This window comes from Pseudoalteromonas sp. OF5H-5 (assembly GCF_021530695.1).
Taxonomy (GTDB): domain Bacteria; phylum Pseudomonadota; class Gammaproteobacteria; order Enterobacterales; family Alteromonadaceae; genus Pseudoalteromonas.
Map to the genome: position 1 here is coordinate 356,615 of NZ_JAKGBF010000002.1, position 21,222 is coordinate 377,836.

The 21,222-nt window shown below is 40.3% G+C and carries 17 protein-coding genes and 3 pseudogenes; 13 read left to right on the plus strand and 7 right to left on the minus strand.

The window, feature by feature from the left end:
* The first annotated feature begins 32 nt into the window (after positions 1–32).
* A complete protein-coding gene (locus tag L1271_RS04410) occupies positions 33–1,916 on the plus strand; it encodes a hypothetical protein (RefSeq protein ID WP_235366883.1) in 1,884 nt (627 codons plus the stop codon).
* 471 nt (positions 1,917–2,387) lie between these two features.
* Here the strand turns inward: L1271_RS04410 and L1271_RS04415 are convergent, their stop codons facing one another.
* A complete protein-coding gene (locus L1271_RS04415) occupies positions 2,388–3,701 on the minus strand; it encodes an ATP-binding protein (RefSeq protein WP_235366884.1) in 1,314 nt (437 codons plus the stop codon).
* A gap of 250 nt (positions 3,702–3,951) precedes the next feature.
* Here L1271_RS04415 and L1271_RS04420 point away from each other — a divergent pair.
* Positions 3,952–4,410, plus strand: a pseudogene (locus tag L1271_RS04420) (DUF3427 domain-containing protein); the annotation flags it as partial.
* An 18-nt stretch (positions 4,411–4,428) separates the two neighbouring features.
* Here L1271_RS04420 and L1271_RS04425 read toward each other — a convergent pair.
* Positions 4,429–5,040: a DUF6933 domain-containing protein gene (locus L1271_RS04425; protein WP_206471436.1), complete on the minus strand. Its 612-nt coding sequence runs from the start codon at positions 5,038–5,040 to the stop codon at positions 4,429–4,431.
* 906 nt (positions 5,041–5,946) lie between these two features.
* Between L1271_RS04425 and L1271_RS04430 the strand changes: the two genes are divergently transcribed.
* Both L1271_RS04430 and L1271_RS04435 read left to right on the plus strand, forming a co-directional pair.
* A complete protein-coding gene (locus tag L1271_RS04430; protein WP_235366888.1) occupies positions 5,947–6,168 on the plus strand; it encodes a helix-turn-helix transcriptional regulator in 222 nt (73 codons plus the stop codon).
* A 95-nt stretch (positions 6,169–6,263) separates the two neighbouring features.
* On the plus strand, positions 6,264–7,928 hold the full coding sequence (locus tag L1271_RS04435) for a patatin-like phospholipase family protein (protein ID WP_235366890.1): 1,665 nt from the start codon (positions 6,264–6,266) through the stop codon (positions 7,926–7,928).
* 175 nt (positions 7,929–8,103) lie between these two features.
* On the opposite strand, the gene L1271_RS04440 is transcribed toward L1271_RS04435, so the two are convergent.
* Both L1271_RS04440 and L1271_RS04445 read right to left on the minus strand, forming a co-directional pair.
* A complete protein-coding gene (locus tag L1271_RS04440) occupies positions 8,104–9,318 on the minus strand; it encodes a tyrosine-type recombinase/integrase (protein WP_442960397.1) in 1,215 nt (404 codons plus the stop codon).
* A gap of 285 nt (positions 9,319–9,603) precedes the next feature.
* Entirely contained in the window at positions 9,604–10,485 is an 882-nt protein-coding gene (locus L1271_RS04445; protein WP_235366892.1) for a hypothetical protein, read from the minus strand.
* A 544-nt stretch (positions 10,486–11,029) separates the two neighbouring features.
* On the opposite strand from L1271_RS04445, the gene L1271_RS04450 reads away from it, so the two are divergent.
* The gene (locus L1271_RS04450; RefSeq protein WP_235366894.1) at positions 11,030–11,728 is read left to right on the plus strand and encodes a YagK/YfjJ domain-containing protein; all 699 of its coding nucleotides are present in this window, start codon (positions 11,030–11,032) and stop codon (positions 11,726–11,728) included.
* Positions 11,729–11,974: 246 nt separating this feature from the next.
* Here the strand turns inward: L1271_RS04450 and radC are convergent, their stop codons facing one another.
* Positions 11,975–12,460 (minus strand): RadC family protein, encoded by a 486-nt coding sequence (gene radC / locus L1271_RS04455; RefSeq protein WP_235366895.1) that lies wholly within the window; start codon positions 12,458–12,460, stop codon positions 11,975–11,977.
* A gap of 145 nt (positions 12,461–12,605) precedes the next feature.
* Here radC and L1271_RS04460 point away from each other — a divergent pair, with 145 nt between their 5' ends.
* Positions 12,606–12,788: an AlpA family transcriptional regulator gene (locus tag L1271_RS04460; RefSeq protein WP_235366896.1), complete on the plus strand. Its 183-nt coding sequence runs from the start codon at positions 12,606–12,608 to the stop codon at positions 12,786–12,788.
* A 162-nt stretch (positions 12,789–12,950) separates the two neighbouring features.
* Here the strand turns inward: L1271_RS04460 and L1271_RS04465 are convergent.
* Positions 12,951–14,128, minus strand: a protein-coding gene (locus tag L1271_RS04465; protein WP_235366898.1) for an IS3 family transposase whose coding sequence is annotated in 2 segments (ribosomal slippage) — positions 12,951–13,870 and positions 13,870–14,128 — 1,179 coding nt in all. Because the reading frame shifts where the segments join, the coding sequence is not laid out codon by codon here.
* A gap of 99 nt (positions 14,129–14,227) precedes the next feature.
* Here L1271_RS04465 and L1271_RS04470 point away from each other — a divergent pair.
* From L1271_RS04470 to L1271_RS04485, 4 genes are all read left to right on the plus strand, one after another.
* Positions 14,228–14,392, plus strand: a complete 165-nt coding sequence (locus L1271_RS04470; RefSeq protein WP_235366903.1) for a hypothetical protein — start codon at positions 14,228–14,230, stop codon at positions 14,390–14,392.
* A gap of 276 nt (positions 14,393–14,668) precedes the next feature.
* Positions 14,669–15,040, plus strand: coding sequence for a hypothetical protein (locus L1271_RS04475; RefSeq protein WP_235366905.1), 372 nt, complete (start codon positions 14,669–14,671; stop codon positions 15,038–15,040).
* Positions 15,041–15,220: an ATP-binding protein gene (locus L1271_RS04480; RefSeq protein WP_235366907.1), complete on the plus strand. Its 180-nt coding sequence runs from the start codon at positions 15,041–15,043 to the stop codon at positions 15,218–15,220.
* A gap of 184 nt (positions 15,221–15,404) precedes the next feature.
* Positions 15,405–15,965 (plus strand): hypothetical protein, encoded by a 561-nt coding sequence (locus tag L1271_RS04485; protein WP_235366909.1) that lies wholly within the window; start codon positions 15,405–15,407, stop codon positions 15,963–15,965.
* 176 nt (positions 15,966–16,141) lie between these two features.
* Here L1271_RS04485 and L1271_RS04490 read toward each other — a convergent pair whose 3' ends face one another.
* Positions 16,142–16,636 carry a GNAT family N-acetyltransferase gene (locus L1271_RS04490; RefSeq protein WP_235366910.1) on the minus strand — a complete coding sequence of 165 codons (495 nt, stop codon included), beginning with the start codon at positions 16,634–16,636 and terminating at the stop codon, positions 16,142–16,144.
* Positions 16,637–17,436: 800 nt separating this feature from the next.
* On the opposite strand from L1271_RS04490, the pseudogene L1271_RS04495 reads away from it, so the two are divergent.
* The 3 genes and pseudogenes from L1271_RS04495 (at position 17,437) to ectB (ending at position 21,201) form a co-directional block, all read left to right on the plus strand.
* A pseudogene (locus tag L1271_RS04495) lies at positions 17,437–18,536 on the plus strand (ISAs1 family transposase).
* Positions 18,537–18,588: 52 nt separating this feature from the next.
* Positions 18,589–19,459 (plus strand): annotated as a pseudogene (locus L1271_RS04500) (IS3 family transposase); the annotation flags it as partial.
* Positions 19,460–19,914: 455 nt separating this feature from the next.
* Positions 19,915–21,201: a diaminobutyrate--2-oxoglutarate transaminase gene (ectB, locus tag L1271_RS04505; protein ID WP_235366912.1), complete on the plus strand. Its 1,287-nt coding sequence runs from the start codon at positions 19,915–19,917 to the stop codon at positions 21,199–21,201.
* Positions 21,202–21,222: the final 21 nt, after the last annotated feature.

The window sequence follows — 21,222 nt, forward strand, 5'->3', positions numbered from 1 at the left end:
GACATTGGACTGTTTATACAAGGAGGCTGCTAGTGGCTTTTGATTATGGCTCTATTGATTTAGGGCTTAAAAACCCATTTAAAACGGAAGGTAAAATCACAGCTATTCGTGGTGCAATACAAACTATTGCTGGAATTGCATTACTGGTGATTGCCGCCAGCTCAGTTAAGAGCGATGCGGGTATGGGTTGGATCATCATGCTATTTGGCATGTTGATTTTAGGTCTTGGGATCACGTCTTTTGCAAAAGGAATATATGCAACGCTGCGTTTTTTTGTGGGTCGTAACCATCCCACCTCTTTAGCTTATAACTTCAGTAAATCAGAAACTTCAACTGCCAAGCAAGAAAAGGCTGATGTAGCTTATGCGGCGAAAACGCTAGAAGAAATGTTGATTGGCCGAAAGAATAGCACTTTTGTAGAGCCTAAGGGATTCTTATCGCGTTTACTTCACAGCATTGCACCTAAATTACTCTTTCTCCCTTATCCTATCAGAAATATGAGCCAACGCTTATTTGGTGCATGGGTGAGTACATTAACCGCACTTGTGCTTTATGGCGTGGTGGCGTTTGTATCGCTGTCGGGCTTTGCCGGTGATGCTGGGGAGCTGACTTTTCCAATCTATAGCACCTTACTGATGATATATATTTTGTCATGCTGGTATAGCGCGGCTAAACCGATTTCACGCAAAGCGGAACATGCTATTGAATCTTTGGGGAGTGCGACCCTCACTAAAGTGATTTCGCTCTCTTTTGTGCTACCAATCTTGATAGGTCTAACTTTGTCTTACATCATGGATGAAGGAAAGTTAAGTAAAGCCGATATTGAGCTCTTTTTTGCGCCGTTACCTAGTCTTCATACTTGGGCTTATCTCACGGGCGTTATCGTGCTTGCACTTGGCTGTAGCGCCATTATTGCTGTTATGCTTAAAGCGCGTTTAGACAAAGTAAACCCAGTGGTTGAAGTGTCTGAGTTAAGAGAAAACTGGCAAGAATCAGTACATCCAAATGAGATATTTATTAACCTCGACAACTTGGTGATGGCTAATCGCCGATATAAAGAAGTACCAAACCGAGTTTATCGTGAGCTAGATCCCAGCTTGCAAGAACAAGTTGATGGTAAAGGTGGCTTTAAAGGCGAAATGATCCAAGAAGTACAACCTAAAGTTCTGCCCCTAGATTTAGGTAAATCGTTTGAACGCTTTAGGTTTTTATCCTTGCTTGGTGGTAACTTACTGCTGCTAGTAACCCTTGGATTAAGCGTCTTTTTTGCTTATGCCGTAGTAGATATTTACCACTATGTAACGAGCGCCAATATCAGTAATTTTTCTAGTGCCTTCAGCGAAGAAAACATCGCGTCATTCAGCGCCGTTGTGATGGTAGCCGTACATTTACTGCTAAGTGGTCTATTGATTAAATCGTTTGCATCAATGCTAACCAATGCTGCACACGTATTCTATGCCGAGATGCAGTTTGAATCTCTGCTGGTTTATTTTAAATGTGAAGGGACATTTACTGAGTCTAAAATATCAACAGGTACTGGCATTCACGATTCCACACGCTCTGAAAATACGCTAGTACGCAGCAGTATTACCCCTTGGGTAGTGGTGTCGAGAATAGTATCAACGACCTTCGCTGCAACGGGCATGAAAAACCTAGAGCACCCAAGACATATTTTAGAAATGCATAAAGACGATGCACAGCTAAGCGACATCCGTAAAGATGTGATTAGCTTCTTAAAAGACCGAGAATCCATCGCCGCAATTACCAGCGAGCGTGATTTAGGCAATGCCTCACAAGTGTACCAACTCAATCAGCAAACGAGAGCGGTGGATCAAAACCACCAACTGCGTGCAACTAGTGATGAAGCCGGCGCCTATCTGCGCCGAGAAGAAGCACTCGAAAATAAAGAAGAGTAAAATGAAAATGCCACCCTCGGGTGGCAATCTAAACATTTAAAAACTCAAAAACTTACTGAAAAGAAATCGCTCAAAAATGCCTATTTTCCCACCAAACTGCCCACTAATTGTCTATGGCTTTTACTAAATCTTAGTGGTGCTCCTTGGCTATGACTACGGAAAAACAGTGCCGTTTTTATGCTGCTGTTAGGACTTAAAAATAGAGGTTTTGAAGGGCTTTATCGAGCACGATTTCTGTCAACATAATTTGGCCATTTTTTGCTGGTTCTACGTGATAGTGATAAGTCAGCAGAAACTCACTTAACCTGAAGTGGACATTATGGTGTCCATTTCAATAGAAATAAGCTCAATGTGGATACTATGGTATCCAATAGAGGTAAGACTGAGTGTCCGAATATCAGGTATCAAGGTCTACAGATTGTTACCTTTGAAGTAACTTTATGTAGACCTCGGGGGCTAAGCAACGCGCTTTTACCATCTCTGAGGTAAATACTGCGTGAAATACAAAGGCATTACGATTTTGGTTTGTTCTAACGCTGATGAGCCTTGTGTACCAGTTAACTTAAAAGTTTTACTTGGTGCACATTTTTCAACATAAGATGCCAACGATTTTGCCCTTGTACGGTTACCACTTTTGACTTCAACAGGGATGATATCGCCTTCATCGGTTGCCAAAATAAATTCGATTTCGGCGCGGGCGTCATTCCATGAGTAACTTGGGTCAACGCCGATGGCTGTGAGCTCTTGCTGCACGAAGTTTTCAGCCACGTAACCTTTGTATTCATAGCTTTGTTGCTTAATCTCTTTATAACTGCTGCCTAGCATATGATTAAGCAGCCCCACATCAAATAGAAACAATTTAACCATATTTTCTTTTTTATAGGCCGCTAGTGGCGATTTTGGCAATCCTTCAACAGGGTAGTTTGGCAAAGCTAAACGGCAGCAATGAAGCCAATGGATCGCGGTTTCAAAATCGCTATAACGAGATTTACGCTCATGCACATGTTTAAATTTAAAGCGTTTAACGGACTCATCGCTGACAAGTGATAGCTGCGCTGGAATGCTATTAAACACAGATTCAATCAGTGTAGCATCGACCTTGCCTGCGTACTTACCAAAATCGCGGCGATAACCTGCAACTAAATCGGCATGAATTTTTGTGACTTTTTCAACACGCTCTAGAATGCTTGAATCCTTATACTGATACCAAGCAGAAACGGCTTCCGGCATACCACCGGTAAAAAAGTAATCTGTTAGTTTATCCATCAATTTAGTGTGCACCGCAGGTGTGCTTGCTTGACTGTCAAACGCTTTGATCAGCGCTTGCTCGTTTGATGCATAAATAAATTCTTGGAAGGTCAGTGGTCGTAAATTGTATTGTTCTACCTTGCCCACAGGGAAGGTGTTGAGCAACCCAATATTTGAACCGCTGGCAGCGACAAAATAGGAGGGGGCTTTCTCGGCAAAGTACTTAAGTGAGGTAACGGCACGCTCACATTCGCCAATTTCATCTAATATCAGCAGATCGGTTTCTGGGTTGAACACCTGATTGGTCAAAAGCTCAATGTTCATTATTAGCTCGTCAGGTGAGAGTGAGCCATCGAACGCTTCTTTGTAGGCGGGATTTTCAAGAAAGTCGATACGAAGGATGTTGGCAAAGGTGTTACCAAACAACTCTTGCAGCAGATAGGTTTTACCTGTTTGTCTTGCGCCATCGATTAATAATGGCTTGCGTACAGATTGGTTTTTCCATGCCATTAAGGCGCTAAGTAAGTTACGCTGCACTGTTATTTCCCGCCAATTAAGATTGTTAACGACCTATACTATAACTCAAACCACACTTTTATGCGCATAAAAGTGTGGTTTTTTACATTTTTACGCGCATAAAAGTGTTGTGGTGTTCGTTCTAGTTGAGAAAGACTTTCTCTTTTTGACAAGGGGGCAGTATGGGCAAAGTCTTAATTCACGACACTTAGTCACACACCAACTCTGCCCACACGGTATTTATCACTTGGGGCATTATGTAAATTCTGGGGCTGGTTATGCCAGAGAGCAAATATTGGTTGGCTTTGGTGTGTCTACTTTTGAAAAGCAGGCTAATTCTCGAGAAGGTGTTTTTAGCATTCGAGAGCAAAATATTGAGCTGCTATTCGTTACGTTGAATAAAAACGAAAAGCAGTTTTCGCCCACTACTATGTATCACGACTACGCGATAAATGAACAGCTTTTCCATTGGCAAAGCCAAAACTCAGCAAGGCCTGATTATGGTAGAGGTCTAGACTATATCACTCACAAAGCAAAGGGTAAGCGACTTTTTCTGTTTGTTAGAGAGCAAGCAAAAGACGAATTTGGCAAAACCATAGGATTTGTTAACTTTGGCGAAGTTGACTATGTATCGCACATTGGTAGGCAGCCCATGAACATTACTTGGCAGTTGCGAAATACCATGCCGACGTTTATGTGGAAACACGCGGCTAAGTTAGCAATGGCTTAGCAGCTTGATATTGGAGCGTTAGCTTAATAAAGCGAGCATTTCCTTAATTGGCCAAATACAGTCTTTTTGTCCTTTAACCATACAAGGGCGTTCAGCTAACCAGGCGGCAGTTCTATAAGGCGAACAATCCATGATGTTAATTTGGTCGAACCAAAGTTGATGTTCTATATCGCCTTTCATTTGATTCATCGTCCCTTGCACACTACGGTTATTGGCTTTGGCGATTGTTAGCGGGCCGAGTAATGAAGCTGCTTTTTGTAATTGCTGGTTACTTGCACCCACTTTTAGCAAGGTATTCATAAAGCTATCAGCAAATAGAAAATCTAACTTTGCAAAATCTGGTTTGGTGAGGCCAATAATAAATACCGGAAAGCGGGTTTGATTATGCATCAGGAGCATACAGTTTCTGCGTTGTATTGTGAGCAAATTAGCATGCCAATCTGACAAAGGGTGAGTGTCTGGCGTGCTTAAATCAGTCAGTTTTGCATCGGAACAAGCGGGTATAACTCCTTCATTGACAGGGAGCTTTGCAATGAGTTTTTGTGTACAGAACAGGTTAATCATGCGGTTGCCTTTTTGTTCTAATAACAGTTGAAGTTTAGCGAAACTATGAAGGTTAATATACTCCATAAAATGAACCCAATAAAAAACCGCCGAGAGGCGGTTTTTCAAAGCTGATAGAATATCGGCGTGTTATTCAATATTCTGAATTTGTTTATCGCTTTAAATTTCATAAATTCACCTATATCAATGCCTATAAGGTGTTTTTTGCTCGTTTAAACCCTCTCTTACTCACCAGTGTACTCACCATAAAGAAATCGAAAAAAATTTATAAAAAAAATTAAAAAATACTCAATTTCTAACTGGGAAAGTTGGGATATGGGAAACATATCTAACAATCTGCATCAGTACAAACACAAAATGGGGAGTGCAGAGAGACATTCACAGACAACAAGCAATCGTTACGAATAATCCAGAATTGTAACTTACTGCCTGCTTTAACCAGGTAACATTTATCGGTAGACCGAACGTGTTTGAGAGTTGTGCGCTCAATAGGTTTTGCCGACCTTGCTATATCAGCAAATTCTACTTTTTTAGCCCTATTTATAAAGTCCATCGATTTCATAGAAGCCCCTTTCGCTATGAGGTTGGTAAGTTTTAGGCGCTTGCCGCCTAAAGGCGCGCCATACCTCATGGCCAACTGTAACTCCCCCAAAAAATGATAACTCATTGAGTAGTAATGCTAATCCCACTTTCCCAGTTTCCCAGAGCGAGAATTACTAATGCTTACAGACCAGCTATTTGACGAAATAAAATGCGTGATTGAAAGCCAACTTTGCAAAGTAGCGCTCAATAGCAAAGAGTTTCTGACATTTGATGAGTGTGTTCAGTACACAGCACTAAGCCCAAATTTCTTGCGGCAACAAGTACGGAGCGGGTTGCCCAGCTACAAGCTTGGGGGGCGGCGAACCTTTTTCAAGAGAACGGAAGTTGATGCTTGGGTACTACAGAATCGCGTGGAATTAGGAGGCGAACATGAATAACGAGCTATTTGAAAAACGAGCGGGCATTTTAAAGCTTTATGGCGAAGAAGAGCGACTGATAAGCGAGACTGAGCGCTGTCGCAGAACCGGCATAAGCCGCACTACCTGGTGGCGTATGCAAAAGGCGGGAGAAACCCCGCCAGCTTCCAGCGTTGGTAAGGGGAAAGCCCGCTGGTTACTGTCTGATATTTTGCTTTGGATTAATGAAGATTGAAATGACAGCTCAAAACTTTGTTTTAAATATTTAAAAGAATTAATATTATCGCCTAAATATAACAATTACTACTTAATGAGCGGGGATGTGTTGTGTTGTCAGGAATAGACCAACCAATAAAGTTGAAATTAGCGTTTCAAGGCGGAGGAGCTAAATTAGCCGCTCTTGTAGAGTGTGCTGCTCAGATACAAGAGTTACAGAGAGCTGGTAAAGTAGAGATTGTTTCTCTTGCTGGTACTTCAGCGGGGTCAATAGTTGCAGCTCTAGTAGCTTGTGACTTTAATTTTAGTATTGCAAAAGAGAGAATTTCAAACTTATTTGCAACGCTTGAATCAGACCTATTAGTTGAGCGAAAGTTTTTTAGTAAAACTTTCGGTGCCGTAAAAAATGTCTATAACGGTGAAACTTTATATAAGCCTAAAGCGCTGAAAAATTTTGTCGATGGGTTATTTTCTGAATATATTGATGGTTCAACAGTATTTAGCGAGTTGGAGCTGCCATTAAGTGTTGTTGTTACAGATCTATCAACAAGGTCTAAGAAAACATTTTCGTCTCAGTTGACACCTAATGAGAAAGTGTTGGAATCGGTTGTTTACTCGTGCTTTTTACCTTTGATTTTTCATGCTCATAGTTCTAGCACCTATTATGTTGATGGTGGGTTATGTGAGAATTTACCTGTAGAAGAGTTCGATATTTGTGATGGAATATACAACGTAGCGATTGGTTTTGATGACGAACTAATTGAAACGTTTGATGGGTTTGATGGTGTTAAGGATTACTTGGAAAGAGTTATATCTAGCTCAATTAATCATGGTGTTAGACGATCGGAGAACTCGGTAAAGTGTCATGCAATTATTCGTTTATCTCCCTCTGTTGGTACACTAGACTTTAAAAATGCTATCGATAAGCTTAATGAAGGGGTATGGCGTTCAGAATGTGAATTGGCTTTGGTTAAAGCTCTTCTTAACTTAAATAAGCGTCGTGAGGATGAAAATACGTTTAAAAAAAGAGAAGAAGCTCAAAAAACAAAGCTTGATAAAACAAGAGAGGATCTTTATGAGGCTTTTTCAATATTAGAGCACCATAGAGTTAAATACTTAAAAAAAGAAATTAGCGTAGTACCATATTGTTTGTTTCCAGCTGATGATGAAAGAAGTATTAATCCTGACAAAGTAAAGCAAATTGAAGTCATAAAGCCTCTTGAACCATTGAGATGTTATCACTTTCAACTTGCGGCAGATGTTGATGAAATTAAACGCTATAGAGTGGTTGTTGAAAATGTTAAGGAAGATAAGGTTATCAGCCATAAGGTTTTTGAAGTAGAGCGAACAAACACCGCTGTTATAGAAGGAGGGTTCCTGACAACCTTATTTATCTTTTTTGATGAATATTTGCCGCCAGAACAAGAATATAAAATTACAGTTAATTACAGTATATTCAATACTATGAAATTGTTAAATGAAGCAGCTGGAATTGAGCTGATGACATGTATGAATGACCGTCGTCAAGATGCATGTTATGAAGAGGCTACTATGGTATTCTTTTGCCCTCCGAATCTCGAAAATATGCTTTCTATGTCACATGCGAGTGATTTGTGGGATGTAGAGCGAGGCCTAAAAGCTGTAACCGGTCAACTTATTACTAGTGAAGATTTAGCGTCGCCGGTTCCTCTGGATGAAGGTATCTCTGAGGTATTGGCCTGGAGGTGTCAAAATCTAAGGTTTAATGAATCTTGCTGTGTTCGTATCAACAGAAACTAATTCATCTAAACTTGCCTCTTGTAGCTTTACATGAGATGATATGGGTCCTATATAACTACTAAGGTTATGAAAAGCCATTAAAGGAGAGTTGTCCTATGCATATGCCTATAAAGGTTGGTGGTTAATACTTTAAAGCTAAGGGAGTCTATGAGCTCCCTTTTCTGTTTATAAGAGCTTATAGTGTTTCCAACAAATTTGATACAGCCAAATGAACTTCTAGCCTTTTATCAAAATAGTCACCTTGATCATAAACTTTTGGCATATTACCAACCTTGTGATTTAAACAACGCTCACAAACGTTGGAGTGGAAACCTAGCTGGCCAGCAATGGTTCGAAACGTTCTCCTGAAATCATGAATAGTAAAGTGCTCTAATTTCCCCATACGATTCGGAGGCGGAATCTTTTTACTTTTATCTATTCCAAATAGGCTGTTCACTGCACTATTTACTGTGTCTTTTCCCATATAGGGCACTTTGCTTTTACGTCTTGCAGGGAGTACATACTCAGAGCCATAAGAGCGAATTTTCAGCTCTTCTAGCCAAGACATAACCTGTGGTGGAAGTGGTATGCTGATATCGCTCTCTGTTTTTGTTCTTGCTTTTGGTAAGTGCCACACTGCGTTATCTAGATCAAATTCCTTCCAAGGCGCTTGGATTAACTCTGATTTTCTAACGCCTAGCGTAATAAGCAGGCAGCAAACTAAGTAATTATCGCGTGTGAATGAATCCGAATGTTTTCTGAATACCGAAAAGGCATGTTCAACCTCTTCAATGCTCAGAACCCTTCTCCTTGGCTTTTCAACTCCTCCGGCATCTTTACAGGAAAAAGCTGAAGCAGGATTATTTGATGTAATACCAAGTTGAATCGCATGCTTAAAAAGTTGATTGAGGAGGCCCAACACATCATTTGAAACTGTTCGACGACCACTTTTTGTAATGTTGTCCAAGATATTTCGAACATGGATCGCAGTTACTTGTTCAACTTTTAAGTGGCCGATATGGGACGAAACGTTATTCTCATACTTACTTTTTGGTATATCAGGGTGTTTATTACGCTTTAATATCTTGTGTTGATACATATCCTTGAATAATAGGTCAAATGTCATTCCGACATAACTTTCAATTGAGGGAATAGAAAGGGGGTCGATTCCATCTCGAATTAATGCCCGAATTTTCTCTGCTTCACCGCGTGCTTCAGCCAGTGTCAATTGCCCGAATTTACCTAGAGACTTTTCCCTCCTCTTTTCGTTAAAGGTATATCTCAGGGACCAATAAGGTTCGCCACGCTTGGGAACGACAAATAACAAACCGTTTCCATCAGACGTTTTTTTAGGTTCGCCTTTAGCAAGTATGTTGACTTGTTTAACTGTTAAATTTGGCATTTTTTTCATCTCTTGTACTCACCAGTAGTTTGAGACTAGCAGTGAAAAATACTCACCACAATACTCACCAATTGGATGAAACAGAATGAAAAAATACGGAACGATAAAAAACAAAACCTCGCTATAAAGCGAGGTTATTCAGTTGGTTATGAGTGTTTTTGAATATTAGTGAGCTTTATTCGATATTCTGGATCTGAATGTTTTTATGTTTTCATCTCATTGATTTTTATTGGGTTTGTATTTTTATGTTTTGTATGGTCCCCGTTTCACTCCCCTTGTGGGTTGAGAAGAAAGCTACTTTTTGGGGTTTGCACTTGCTTGCAGTATCAAATGCTCAATGAATTCTTCTTGAGAAAGTCCGCAAGACTTAGCCATATTCTTTAACTTACTAGCAGTACTTTTTTCGATGTAAAACTGTCTAGCTACTTTATCATTTTTGCTTTTTCTGTGCTTTCTTGATGCATAAGAAGCTTTCATTTTTCTTATAGTGTTCTCGAAAGCATCTATATTTTTAATAATTGCCAAAGCTTCTAAATAACACCACACATACAGCTCTTTTTCACATAAATTCGTAGGCACATGCGGATAGATTTCTTTCACTGAACGCTTAGTCGGATCAAGTATAGGAGCCTCGTTCTCTTTCTTAGCAATATACTGAATAGCCCAGTTAATAGATTCTTCGTCTGATTTGAGCCAGTTTAATTTATTTACACATAAAGTATGTAATTCAATGACCTTGCTCCAAGAACACACAAAATTCATCCCTTTAATAGGAAAATTAATGGGGTAAATTAACTGCATAAGATACAATTTTATGTAGGCGTTGTCAGAATCAACCCTTGTCATACCCGGCAATATACGACGATTTTTGTTGTAAAAAATCATGAGAAAGTTATTAAGCCTAATGTTATTTGGAGATACGTCTTTTGGAAGTATATGTTCTGATTCATGTTGCTTGTGCCAGCATTCTAATACTTCCTCTAGCAGTGCTTTATTAAGCTTATCATCTACAAAAACTTCCCTAATCACAAATGCTCTTTGTTCCTCAATACACTTAGCAAAATTACGGAGACTAAACTTGTCAGCTAGGTAGGTGTAAGCAAAAGAAGTCTTTAGATCATCTTTGATTAGTTGTTTATATTCGTCGAGTCTATGAGATACAAGTAAGGATGCCATTGCTTTATTACTAAGTCATTTAAAAGTTATTTATACGGTATTTTAAGCATTTTTAAAAGTGCTTTAAAAGCTAATTAAGAATAATGAAAATTACATGGTTCCTAGTGTTTTATAAGCCTAGAGCCTAGAAAGGACTAGGTTTTGTGAGTATTTGTAGCTACGAATGTGTTTGTAACGCTCAATTGGTTGAAAAAGTGGTGGGGTACTGGTTCATTGGGTTCGACAAAGAGCGTAAAGATGGGGGCTTTAGCATGCGAATTATGGGGACACTCTGGATTTAGTTTCAATATCCAATCATTAAGTGGTGAGTAACTTCAGAGTGACAGCAATCAAAAAAAGTAAAGATTTATAGGAGTCGGAACATCAAATTGCCTATGCTGCTTGATCTTTTCTCTGTAGCGAAATCCGTATAGTTAATATACTTCAACCTAGACTAATAAATACTAAACAGGTTAGAGGAATAGCATTGATTACAAAGCCATAAAAAGTATTTTTTTACATTGCAGTCTCTTAGTGTGGGTAAATAAACATTAAGAGTTTCAAAATGAAAAAACTATCACAAAGAGTTCAGACCAATCCCTTCGATAAGCGCTACAAAGTCATCGTAAATCACAAAGAAATTATAGAGAGCAAATTCGAAGAAGCATTAAGTGAGTATTCGCGTATTTCTGTTGTCAGATTTGATTTGCATATTCCTAGGCAGTGCAAAGGAGAAGATAACCCTCTCGCATCAAATGAAAGTCTGATGAAGCGATTTATAGCTTCATTGGTATCAAAGCTCAAGTACAGTTATTTAAGAAAACCAGTGTCAAGAACTCAAATTTTGCGTTATGTCTGGGTTAAAGAGAAAGGAAAGTCAGGTAATGAACACTATCATGTTTGTCTGTTTCTCGATAAAGATCACTTTGGAATGTTAAGGAGTTATTCCAAGGGGTACAGTTACTTACTAAGTTATAAGAAGCCTAAAAAAAAGTCTGTACAAGAGTGCATTGTTGAAGCATGGGCAAGTGCGCTAAGTATTGAACCTCAGCTGGCCGAAATAAATGTGCAATTCTCAGATTCAAAAGTACATTGGATCAACTTGAACGATCAGAAAATGCAAAGCGAGGAGTATAGAAACGTGATGAAAAGGCTTATGTACATGGCGAAACCAGAAACCAAATTTGTAGACTTGAGTAAAACTAGGTACATAGGGCATGGCTCGCCGACAATTAAACTAAAGTCACTACCAGTTAGAGCATAGAAGTATTTTCATAGCGGCTAATAGTGGTGATACAAGTAAATACTGCTGTACTGTACTCTGACGGAGCTGACTTTGAAAATGGCTCGATGTGTCTCCCATCAGCAGGTTTAACTTTGTCTGTGCGGAGGGGAGCTACCCCTCCAATATGCTTAGTGCTCCTTTATTAACTCTTTGATAATGATGAGTATCGCTATTGCATGAGAGATCAACTCTACGGTTCGTGGGTTGTGTTGCATAAGTTCTCCATTAAAGAGTGTTGATTATTCCCCTTTCGGCAAATGATGCGTAAGAGTCTCCAATGACTATGTGGTCTAAGATTTGAACATCTATAAGTGCCAAGGCATCGATAAGCTTCTTAGTGATATATCGATCAGCATCTGATATATCACAACTTCCAGAGGGGTGGTTATGTGCCAATATGACATTGGCTGCATTGGACTTTAAAACATCTTTAACTACTTCTCGCGGGTAGACAGAAGCAGCGTTAATGGTTCCAAAGAACAATTCTTTATATTCAATAATCTCATTGCTGTTACTCAAATAAATTACGGCAAATACCTCTCTTTCCCTAGCACCTAATTTTGATCTCAGAAAATCAACTGCACTAGCTGGGTTGGTAACTTTCCCCTGCCTTTTTAATCGACTAAATAGGATCCTAGAGGCCCAGTTCAGCACTTCTTCATCATCAAGGAGCGCAGGAGTATTTGAAATAGCATTTTCTTGAATTTGCATCGTTGATACCTCAGTAATTAATAGATTCGATGCAGTGATATAGATTTCAATTTGGTTCGATTTGAGTGTGAACGGTGTGATGACCTGAGCGTAAAACTTTACGCAACTCCCTTATTTGATGAGTTTATTCACATAGGAGACAAAAATGAAACTCATCAAACTTCCTCAAGTGATTGAAAAAACTAGTCTTAGCCGTTCAAGTATTTATGACTTTATGAATAAAGGAGGATTTCCAAGGTCAGTTAGTTTAGGTGCCCGAGCTGTTGCATGGGTTGAATCTGAAATTGATGACTGGATCGGAGAAAAAGTGAAAGAAAGACAGCTATAAATCAGCCAAGCACTCACTTTACTGTTATTACCAACGGAACTCCTAAAAAGAAACTAGAGCACAGTTAGTTTGACGCTATGTAGAACACTGGAATTGTTTTACTTCTCTCCTTTTAACATGAGTAATCACTTCTTTGCCTTAGTTGAATAGGCACTGTAGTGGTCAACTAATTTTGGCCACAGTTTTAGAATCTTGGTATCTAACCTCAGATTCATTTGGCGCTAAACCAGCATTATAATGATGAGGCCTAACGTTGTTATAATATCCGTTGATATAATCACTCACACCATATTTAGCATCTTTAAAGTTTTCGTATCCAACCTTTAGCATCCACTCCGTTTTAAAGCTTCTAAAAAATCGCTCCATTGGCGCATTATCCCAATTTCCGCGCCTGCTCATACTTTGTGTAATTTTATAGCGCCATAAACGTTGGCGGTACTTCAAGCTTGTATAATGGCTTCCTCGGTCTGAGTGAAACATCAATCCACTTGGTTTACCTCTGCTTTCATACGCGAGTTCAAGCGCTTTTAGCGTTAAGTTAGTATCTGGCGACAATGACATTGCCCAACCAACGACTTTGCGTGCAAATAAATCAATAACGACCGCTAAATAAGCCCAGCGATTGCCTGTCCAAATATACGTCACATCACCGCACCACACCGTATTCGGCTCAACAACATCAAACTGCCTATCTAGCAAATTTGGGATTTCAAGATGCTCATTACCACCACGTTTATATTGATGTTGTGGCACTTGGCAGCTCTCTAGTTTTAGTTTAACCATCAGCTTAGCGGCGCGATAACGGCTTAATTCAAAACCGTTATTCATTGCAATTGCTGCGATTGTCCGTGCCCCAGCCGAACCGCCACTCATTGCATGTATAGCTTTAACTTCAGCTTCTAGCCTTATTTGCTCTGGTGTAGGCGTTGTATCCCGTATGGCCCAATATTTATAGCTGCTGCGATGCACATTGAATACGCTACACAACACGCTAATTGGGTAACGCTCTCGTTGATTTAATTTCTCAATTAACGAGAATTGTTCAGGGAGTCGGACATCAAGAGAGCGGTAGCCTTTTTTAATATATCCTTTTCTAATTCAATACGTTGGATTTGCTTTTTAAGTTCGCGGATTTCAATTTGTTCGGGTGTCATTGGTGAAGCTAATGGGGACTGGCCATTCCGTTCTTGCTTTAATTGAGTTACCCATTTACTTACAGTTGATTTACCAACCCCCATAGCTTTGGCTGCATCTTCTTGCGTGTAGCCTTGATCAACTACAAGCTGAGCTGTTTCTAATTTGATTGCAGCAGAATACGTTGCGCGTTTTAATTTCGTCATTTTTTCACCCAAATTTGTATGCAAATAGCATAACATTTCTTTCTTAATGGGTGGCCAAATTAACTATGCCACTACAGTCGCAACGGAATATTGAAAGATATGCCGGTGATTGAAGTTGAGTTTATTCTAGATTGGCTTGATATACACAAGGAAAAAGCGCCGGTAACCGTCGATTCGATAGAAATGAAAAAACGCCATAGCGAAACAAAAAGCAAGGCTAAGGAAAGGGCAAAAAATAATTCATGCCATATAGAGAAAAAATAAAGCGGACTAGAGATAACCGTCGCGAGGAGTTAAAGAGAACAACCCATACGTACACTGAAGAAACTAAGGCAGACACGACGGCCGTCAAACCAGGGGTAAACGTAGTAAGCATGTTACCGAGGCGCAACAGAAAATCGGAGGGTAAATAAATGCGTAGAGAAGAAGCCGAATACCATGAGGCCATTCTACCTGAGCACAAAGGGACCCCCTGATAGAAGCTTTGCCGCAGAAGAAAGGAGCGGCTGAGCTGCTAGAAAATTTTCCAACTACCCGAATTTGGATGAGCATATCAGGCAGCATACTAACCCTCTGGTAAGAGAAGAATACACAAGTCGCCTGAAACAACTGCGTCAACCGTTCTTTATTTATTATGAGTGTTTTCGAGCCATTGAAACGGCTATAAAGAATGGTTATGCAAGTAAAAACCCGCTTAGCCCTACCACAGCTCAGTACCTATACTATCCGGTCGACGCCAGACCCGATATCGAACCTAAGACCGGCTACTTCGAGCCAAAGGCTGAAACCATCACCCTGATTGGCGACAGCGGGGTAGGCAAAACCAGCATGCTGGAGCAGATCCTCAACTATCTCCCAGCGGTTATCGAACATAAGGCATACCAGAATCGCCCAATGGAATTTACCGAGTAAGTGGTCTGGATCAAGGTCGACTGCCCGAACAATTCCAGCGTGCGGGATTTATGTGAAGAAATACTGGTGAGCCTAGATTTGGCTATGAACAAGAAAAAAGAGCCTGCGGCGAACACCATCGGCGGTTTGATGCGGCAGATTGAACAGCGGATTAAGTCGAGCTTTTTGGGAATCCTGTAATCGATGAAATGCAGCGCCTAGTATTCAAGCGGACCGGTGGGGAGAACAATCTGCTGAACTTTCTTCACAGCTTAGTTAACAAGTTGAGAGTGCCGCTGCTTTTTTGCGCCAATCCGCCCTTTGACGAAACATTGCGAATAGTTTAAAAGCAGCTCGCCGGGCCGAAAGTGCAGGCTATTTCACTATGGAGCCATTACAAAGGCATAGCGCCGAGTGGAATGCCTTTCTCGGTGAACTTTGGGGAATACAATGGACGAGCGTATACAACGAACTCACCACCGAGTTGAACGACACAATGTACGAGCTGTCTCTTGGCAATCTCGATATGGCTCATCGCATCTACCGGGAAGTACAGCGCCTTGTTATATCGGCGAATTCTGACGATGAAAGAGTTAACTCCGTTGTTATGGAGGCGGCCTATGCCAGAGCGTGCAGTCTGTTCTCAAATACGGAAGAGGTCAAACAGCGGCGTGCCGATATTGTGTTGCCAAGTAGAAATCATTCAAAAAGTGCTTCTAGCAGAAAGCCGAAACCCGTTATATCTAAGGAATTGATTGCCGATATTACCCGCCCGCAGCACCTGGAGTTTGAGTTTCAATTACGGGAGTTGGTTCTCGCTGTCAATCTACCCGACAGGATTAGAGATCCCGATTTGTTCCGGCAAGCGAGTGGACATGAGGAAACATTAGCTCTACTCAGGAGGAGAGGGAACATGTGTACTGATCCGCTTTGTGAGTTAGCATAACTGCTACAGAGACGTGGTAATTATTTGATTCTATTATTATTCAGAGTGGATACCATCTCTCATTTTTGATTTCAAGATTACTATTTGCTTTCTTGAAATCGAAATGCTTCTTGATTTTTAATGACACCAAAACTTGTTACTGCTTCTAGTCTGATACTCATCATGTCCTGCATATTTTATTTATTTGTAATCACAAATTCATGAAAGCCTTCGGTCTCAGGTGGTTCAACTTTCAATACATTCTCAATCGGTAATTTCGCAAAAAGTCTGTCCCAAAACTTTAATGCTTCGCGGTCTTTTTTATAAACGGCTACATGCCAATTTGATGAGCTATTTAACATTAACTGGCGAACAGCATGCACAGCGATCCCTTTTGAACGGTACTTAGGTAGGATAAAAATATCTGACAGCTCAGGAATTTCACGCTCTAATATTTCTGTGGGCTCCACAGTCACGAAACCGGCGAGATTGTTCTCAACAACAATTAAGTAAGCGTCGCAGTCTTCGTCACCCGCAGCGACACCTCTGAGGTATTCTTCATCAATATCAAATCTGCCTGAACTATCGATATCTTCGTTATCAAAATTACTTTGATGGTATTGATAAAATTGCCAAAGCATTGAAAATGCAGGCAAATCTTTTTTAGTTAATTTTCGGAGTGCTATGTTCATTTTTATCTCTAACAGCTTATTTGTGCGCATTTCGATTTAAGGAAGTTATCCACATCCATAAAGTTCTGGACTAATAAATTTTTATTTAATAATTTCAGTACGTTATCATAAGTTTTTGATGCTGGCAATGTAAAAGTACTTTAGCAAAAACGAGCCATGACTTAATCGAGTCTCTATTGGCGCGTTATATATTTTTACTTCACAGTTTTAAGTTAATAATATCAGTGAATTACAATTTGAATTTAGATAATCGAGCCAAGAAAAATTTTACATAACGTGCCATTTAATTGATAAAAACTGAAATACTACATGTGGCTGTGTATGTGTACAGTTATATGTGGTGGTGAGCTATGGGATATTCTACATTTATAGAATCTGTAAGGGTTGAGCTAATAACAAGGCGTTATAGTACTAAAGTCGATTGTTAAAGAAGACATTCAGCTCGGCATCGGTAATTGAATCGAGTGGTTTATTGAAATAGTGACTCAGTTTAAGTAGATGCTCCCAGTAACTTTTGCATGTAAGTTGCGAATACCCTCGGCAGGCTTGAACTGCTTTAATTATAAAGGACACTTTAATAATGGAATATAATCCAATTATTGAGGTGTTAAATGACAAAACGAACAAACAGAAATTACACAGCTGAATTTAAGTAAGATGCTGTGGCGTTGGCAACCGAGCAAGGTTACAGTGTACCAAAAGCAGCGGCGCCTTTAGGTCAGGGCGGGATCGAACTTTAAATTGACGAGTATTGGTGTTTTATGATCTGATTGCGCATCGCAACTTTTTAAGTCGTTACAATGAGCATTATCACACATTTAGAGTGGATTGAAGATCCTAGAACTGATGTAAACATCAAACACAATCTTGTCGACGTCTTGTTTTTAACTTTGAGTGCCGTGCTTAGTGGCGCCGACGGATGGAAGTCAATTCAAGAGTTCGGTGAGTTGCAATTGGATTGGCTAAGGCAGCATCGTCCTTTTGAACATGGCATACACAAACGTCACTGCATTGCGAACATAATCAAAGCTTTAAATACCGATGCTTTTGCTTAAGGCTCTGCTAGATTGGATTAATTCTCGTCGTGAAGAAGCTCAAAAGCCACACATCGCGATTGATGGTAAAGTGCTTCGAGGTTGTTGGAAAGAAAATGTGTACAATGCGCTAAATGTGGTTAGTGCATTTGGATGTTGATAATGGACTAGCCTTATATCAACAAGCTGCGAAAAATAAAGGAAAAGAAGGTAAAATTGCCCGTGATATCATCGACATATTAGCGTGTGAAGGTTGCATTGTGACGCTTGATGCTCTGCATTGCCAAACGAAAACGTTGGAGTCAATTGTAAAGAATAAGGGCGACTTTATTATCCAAGTCAAAGCCAATCAGCGTAATTTACACGACGCTATCGCTGAGCACTTTAAAACTCACTATAACAGCATGGGCCAACACGAAGAAGCACAAAGCAATGGTAATGCTCATGGCCGAGGTGAAAGTCGTCTAGTTATGCAGCTACCGATTAAATTACCACAGAAACTCAAAGAGAAATGGCCTCATGTCAAAACGGTGATTGAGGTTGCAAGAGGTTGTAAATTAGGTGACAAAACCAGTTAGACCTCCCACTTCTATGTCAGTTCATTGGCGGTAGAGCCAGAGTTAGTGGCAAAAGTAATACGCGAGCATTGGCACATAGAGAATCGACTTCACTGGGTCTTAGATGTTGTTTTCAAAGAAGATAAATTAAAGGTAGCAGACCCCGACGGGGCGGCACACATCGCTTTGTTCAACAGGGTATGCTTAAACATAATCAGGCAACATCAAGGTAAGAAAGACAGTTTAGCAGCGAAACGAAGAGGAGCAGCTTGGAACGGTGATTTTAGGATCGAGTTACTTTTTGGTTAAGCTGTGAGCAAAGTGGAATCCCACCCTGCCTTTAGGTATCACTGATAAAATAAACCAAGTAACGTTTAAAACCGGTAAGAAGCTATTTTCGGTATTTCCTGTGAGTAAGCTTTATAAAGTAATGAATGTCAGTCGCTCAGCCTATTATGCTTGGCTGAGCGACCCGCAAAAATCATTACAGCGGAGCATTTGCATATGTATCGAAGAGCCAAAGATATCTTCGAGCAAAGCCGAAATAGCTTAGGTTATCGAGAGCTGAAAAAGCGGTTATGCAAGGAGGGCTTTAAAGTCAGCGAATATGGCGTTAAGAAGTTAATGGCTAAGCTTGGTTTCGTTGTAACTCAGCGAGTTGCTTACAAAGTCACAACCAAACGTAAGCACAGTGATGCTGTTGCTGATAACCTGCTGAATCAGAGCTTTAATCCTGTTGCACCAAATCAGGTTTGGGCTGGTGATGTGACGTATTTAAGAACTGGTGAAGGCTGGATGTACCTAGCCATTGTTATGGACTTATATTCACGCCGCATCGTTGGCTGGCATATCGATAAGCGAATGATGACTGACTTGGTCAGCAAAGCGATGATGAAAGCTTATAACTTACGTCAGCTACTTAAAGGCTTGGTGTTTCTCTCAGATAGAGGCTCACAATATACCAGTAAGCATTACCGTAAACTGCTCGTCAGCTACGGAATTAGAGCGAGTATGGGCGATGTCGGAGCGTGCTGGGATATGGGGTTGTTGAACGCTTCTTCGGTAGCTTAAAACACGATTGGTTGCTGAAAGTACCTCAGCCAACTCATGAATATATGAGAGATGATGTGACAGCGTATATGCGCTATTACAACTTAGAACGACTTCATACGGCAAATGGTGTTCTGTCGCCAATTGAATATGAGCAAAGTTCCTTAAGAAAAGAGTCCTGATTTAGTTGCGCAGAACAAAAAGCTAAAGAAGACGAAGAACGTCAAATGCTGTTAGATATAGGGGGAGTGAAGAGTAGCCCCCTCGAGGGGCATGAAATTCAAAGCCACCTTCTATGAAGGATTATTACTTTGAGCTCCCGATTGTCTCCAGTTTATTGGAAATCTCACTAAAGTCATAACGCTATAAATTTTTTTAATAAAGGTTTGATTTTTTGTAAGAGGTGTTTATAATTCGTACCTAGATAAGGGATTCTAGGTTGTTTATATGCGAAATTGACTTCGTCTGTTATGAAAATATTTCCAATATTCCTAAATCTCCTGACCGTTATTTTGTATAGAATTATTGCTCTAATCTGTGAAGCAGTTTTTGTGTAGCTACACATAGATTATTAATAATTCGTCTTCTAATTTTATTACTTTATTCACCGTACTTGAGAACGGTGAGGGGCAGAATTGTGAACTTTATTTTTGAACAGTACGAGTCAAGTGCTCGTTCATATTGTCGACAGTTTTCTGTCGTTTTTAAGCAGGCAAAAGGCTCTACTCTTGTTGATAACGAAGGTAGATCCTACATTGACTTTCTTTCCGGAGCTGGCGCATTAAACTACGGACATAATAACGCAGCCATTAAAAATGAAGTCGTTAATTACCTTGAGTCCGACGGTATTCTGATGGGGCTGGACCTTTATTCACAAGCGAAAATGGAATTCATTGACAGCTTTGTAAAACATATTCTGCAACCCAGAACTCTCAATTATCGTCTGCAATTCACCAGCCCGACAGGCACCAGCGTCGTAGAATCAGCCATTAAACTTGCGCGCAAATATACACAGCGCGAAAACATCATCTGCTTTACCAATGCATTCCACGGTATGACAGGTATGTCATTGAATCTGACGGGAAATGATCACCATCGACAAAGCGGCGTCTACTCGCAAGTAACCCGTCTTCCGTTTGAAGGGTATGCTGGTGATACATTCGATTCAATTGGCTACTTCCGAAAACTGCTAACGGACCCGAGTTCCGGTGTCGATATGCCCGCTGCAATTATTTTAGAAACCGTTCAAGGAGAGGGCGGATTAAACGTTGCATCCATTGAATGGTTAAAAGCACTGCGCGAATTAACACGTGAGTTAAATATCTTGTTGATTGTTGATGACATTCAAGCAGGCTGTGGTCGTACAGGAGAGTTTTTCAGTTTTGAAAGAGCAGACATCAAGCCCGACATGGTTTGTCTTTCTAAATCAATAGGTGGCATTGGCTTACCCATGGCTTTATTACTCATTGAGCCCAAAGTAGACATATGGAAACCTGCAGAAGACAACGGAACTTTCCGCGGTAATAATCTGGCATTTGTAGCCGCTAAGGCCATGATCGAGCACTATTGGTCAACGCCTGAGTTTGGTCTCGAAATCGCCGAAAAAGCCAATATTATCAGTGAAACTTTGCATCGGCTTACAGAAGAGTACGCCGGAAAAGTGATTCAAGTGAAAGGACTGGGATTGATGCAAGGTATGGAAATGAACGATGCCTCCATGTCACAGTTTATAGTAGAAAATTGTTTTGAACAGGGATTGATACTGGAACGATGCGGTCCAGAAAATGAGATTGTCAAATTAATGCCAGCCCTCACCATTCCCGTAGAACAGCTACAAAAAGGGCTGACAATTCTTAAGCGAGCATTTAAACATCTTGAAAATAATATGCAGCCGCAAGTTCATGCGGATGAACAAGCCGTTTAAACGCTCTATTAACGATAAAAT

What these genes read in the sequence shown, in the direction of transcription:
- L1271_RS04425 (WP_206471436.1), bottom strand. Translation starts at nt 5,040, where the DNA reads ATGGAGTATATTAACCTTCATAGTTTCGCTAAACTTCAACTGTTATTA.
- L1271_RS04430 (WP_235366888.1), top strand. Translation starts at nt 5,947, where the DNA reads ATGAATAACGAGCTATTTGAAAAACGAGCGGGCATTTTAAAGCTTTAT.
- L1271_RS04440 (WP_442960397.1), bottom strand. Translation starts at nt 9,318, where the DNA reads ATGAAAAAAATGCCAAATTTAACAGTTAAACAAGTCAACATACTTGCT.
- L1271_RS04445 (WP_235366892.1), bottom strand. Translation starts at nt 10,485, where the DNA reads ATGGCATCCTTACTTGTATCTCATAGACTCGACGAATATAAACAACTA.
- L1271_RS04450 (WP_235366894.1), top strand. Translation starts at nt 11,030, where the DNA reads ATGAAAAAACTATCACAAAGAGTTCAGACCAATCCCTTCGATAAGCGC.
- radC (WP_235366895.1), bottom strand. Translation starts at nt 12,460, where the DNA reads ATGCAAATTCAAGAAAATGCTATTTCAAATACTCCTGCGCTCCTTGAT.
- L1271_RS04460 (WP_235366896.1), top strand. Translation starts at nt 12,606, where the DNA reads ATGAAACTCATCAAACTTCCTCAAGTGATTGAAAAAACTAGTCTTAGC.
- L1271_RS04470 (WP_235366903.1), top strand. Translation starts at nt 14,228, where the DNA reads ATGCCGGTGATTGAAGTTGAGTTTATTCTAGATTGGCTTGATATACAC.
- L1271_RS04485 (WP_235366909.1), top strand. Translation starts at nt 15,405, where the DNA reads ATGGAGCCATTACAAAGGCATAGCGCCGAGTGGAATGCCTTTCTCGGT.
- L1271_RS04490 (WP_235366910.1), bottom strand. Translation starts at nt 16,636, where the DNA reads ATGAACATAGCACTCCGAAAATTAACTAAAAAAGATTTGCCTGCATTT.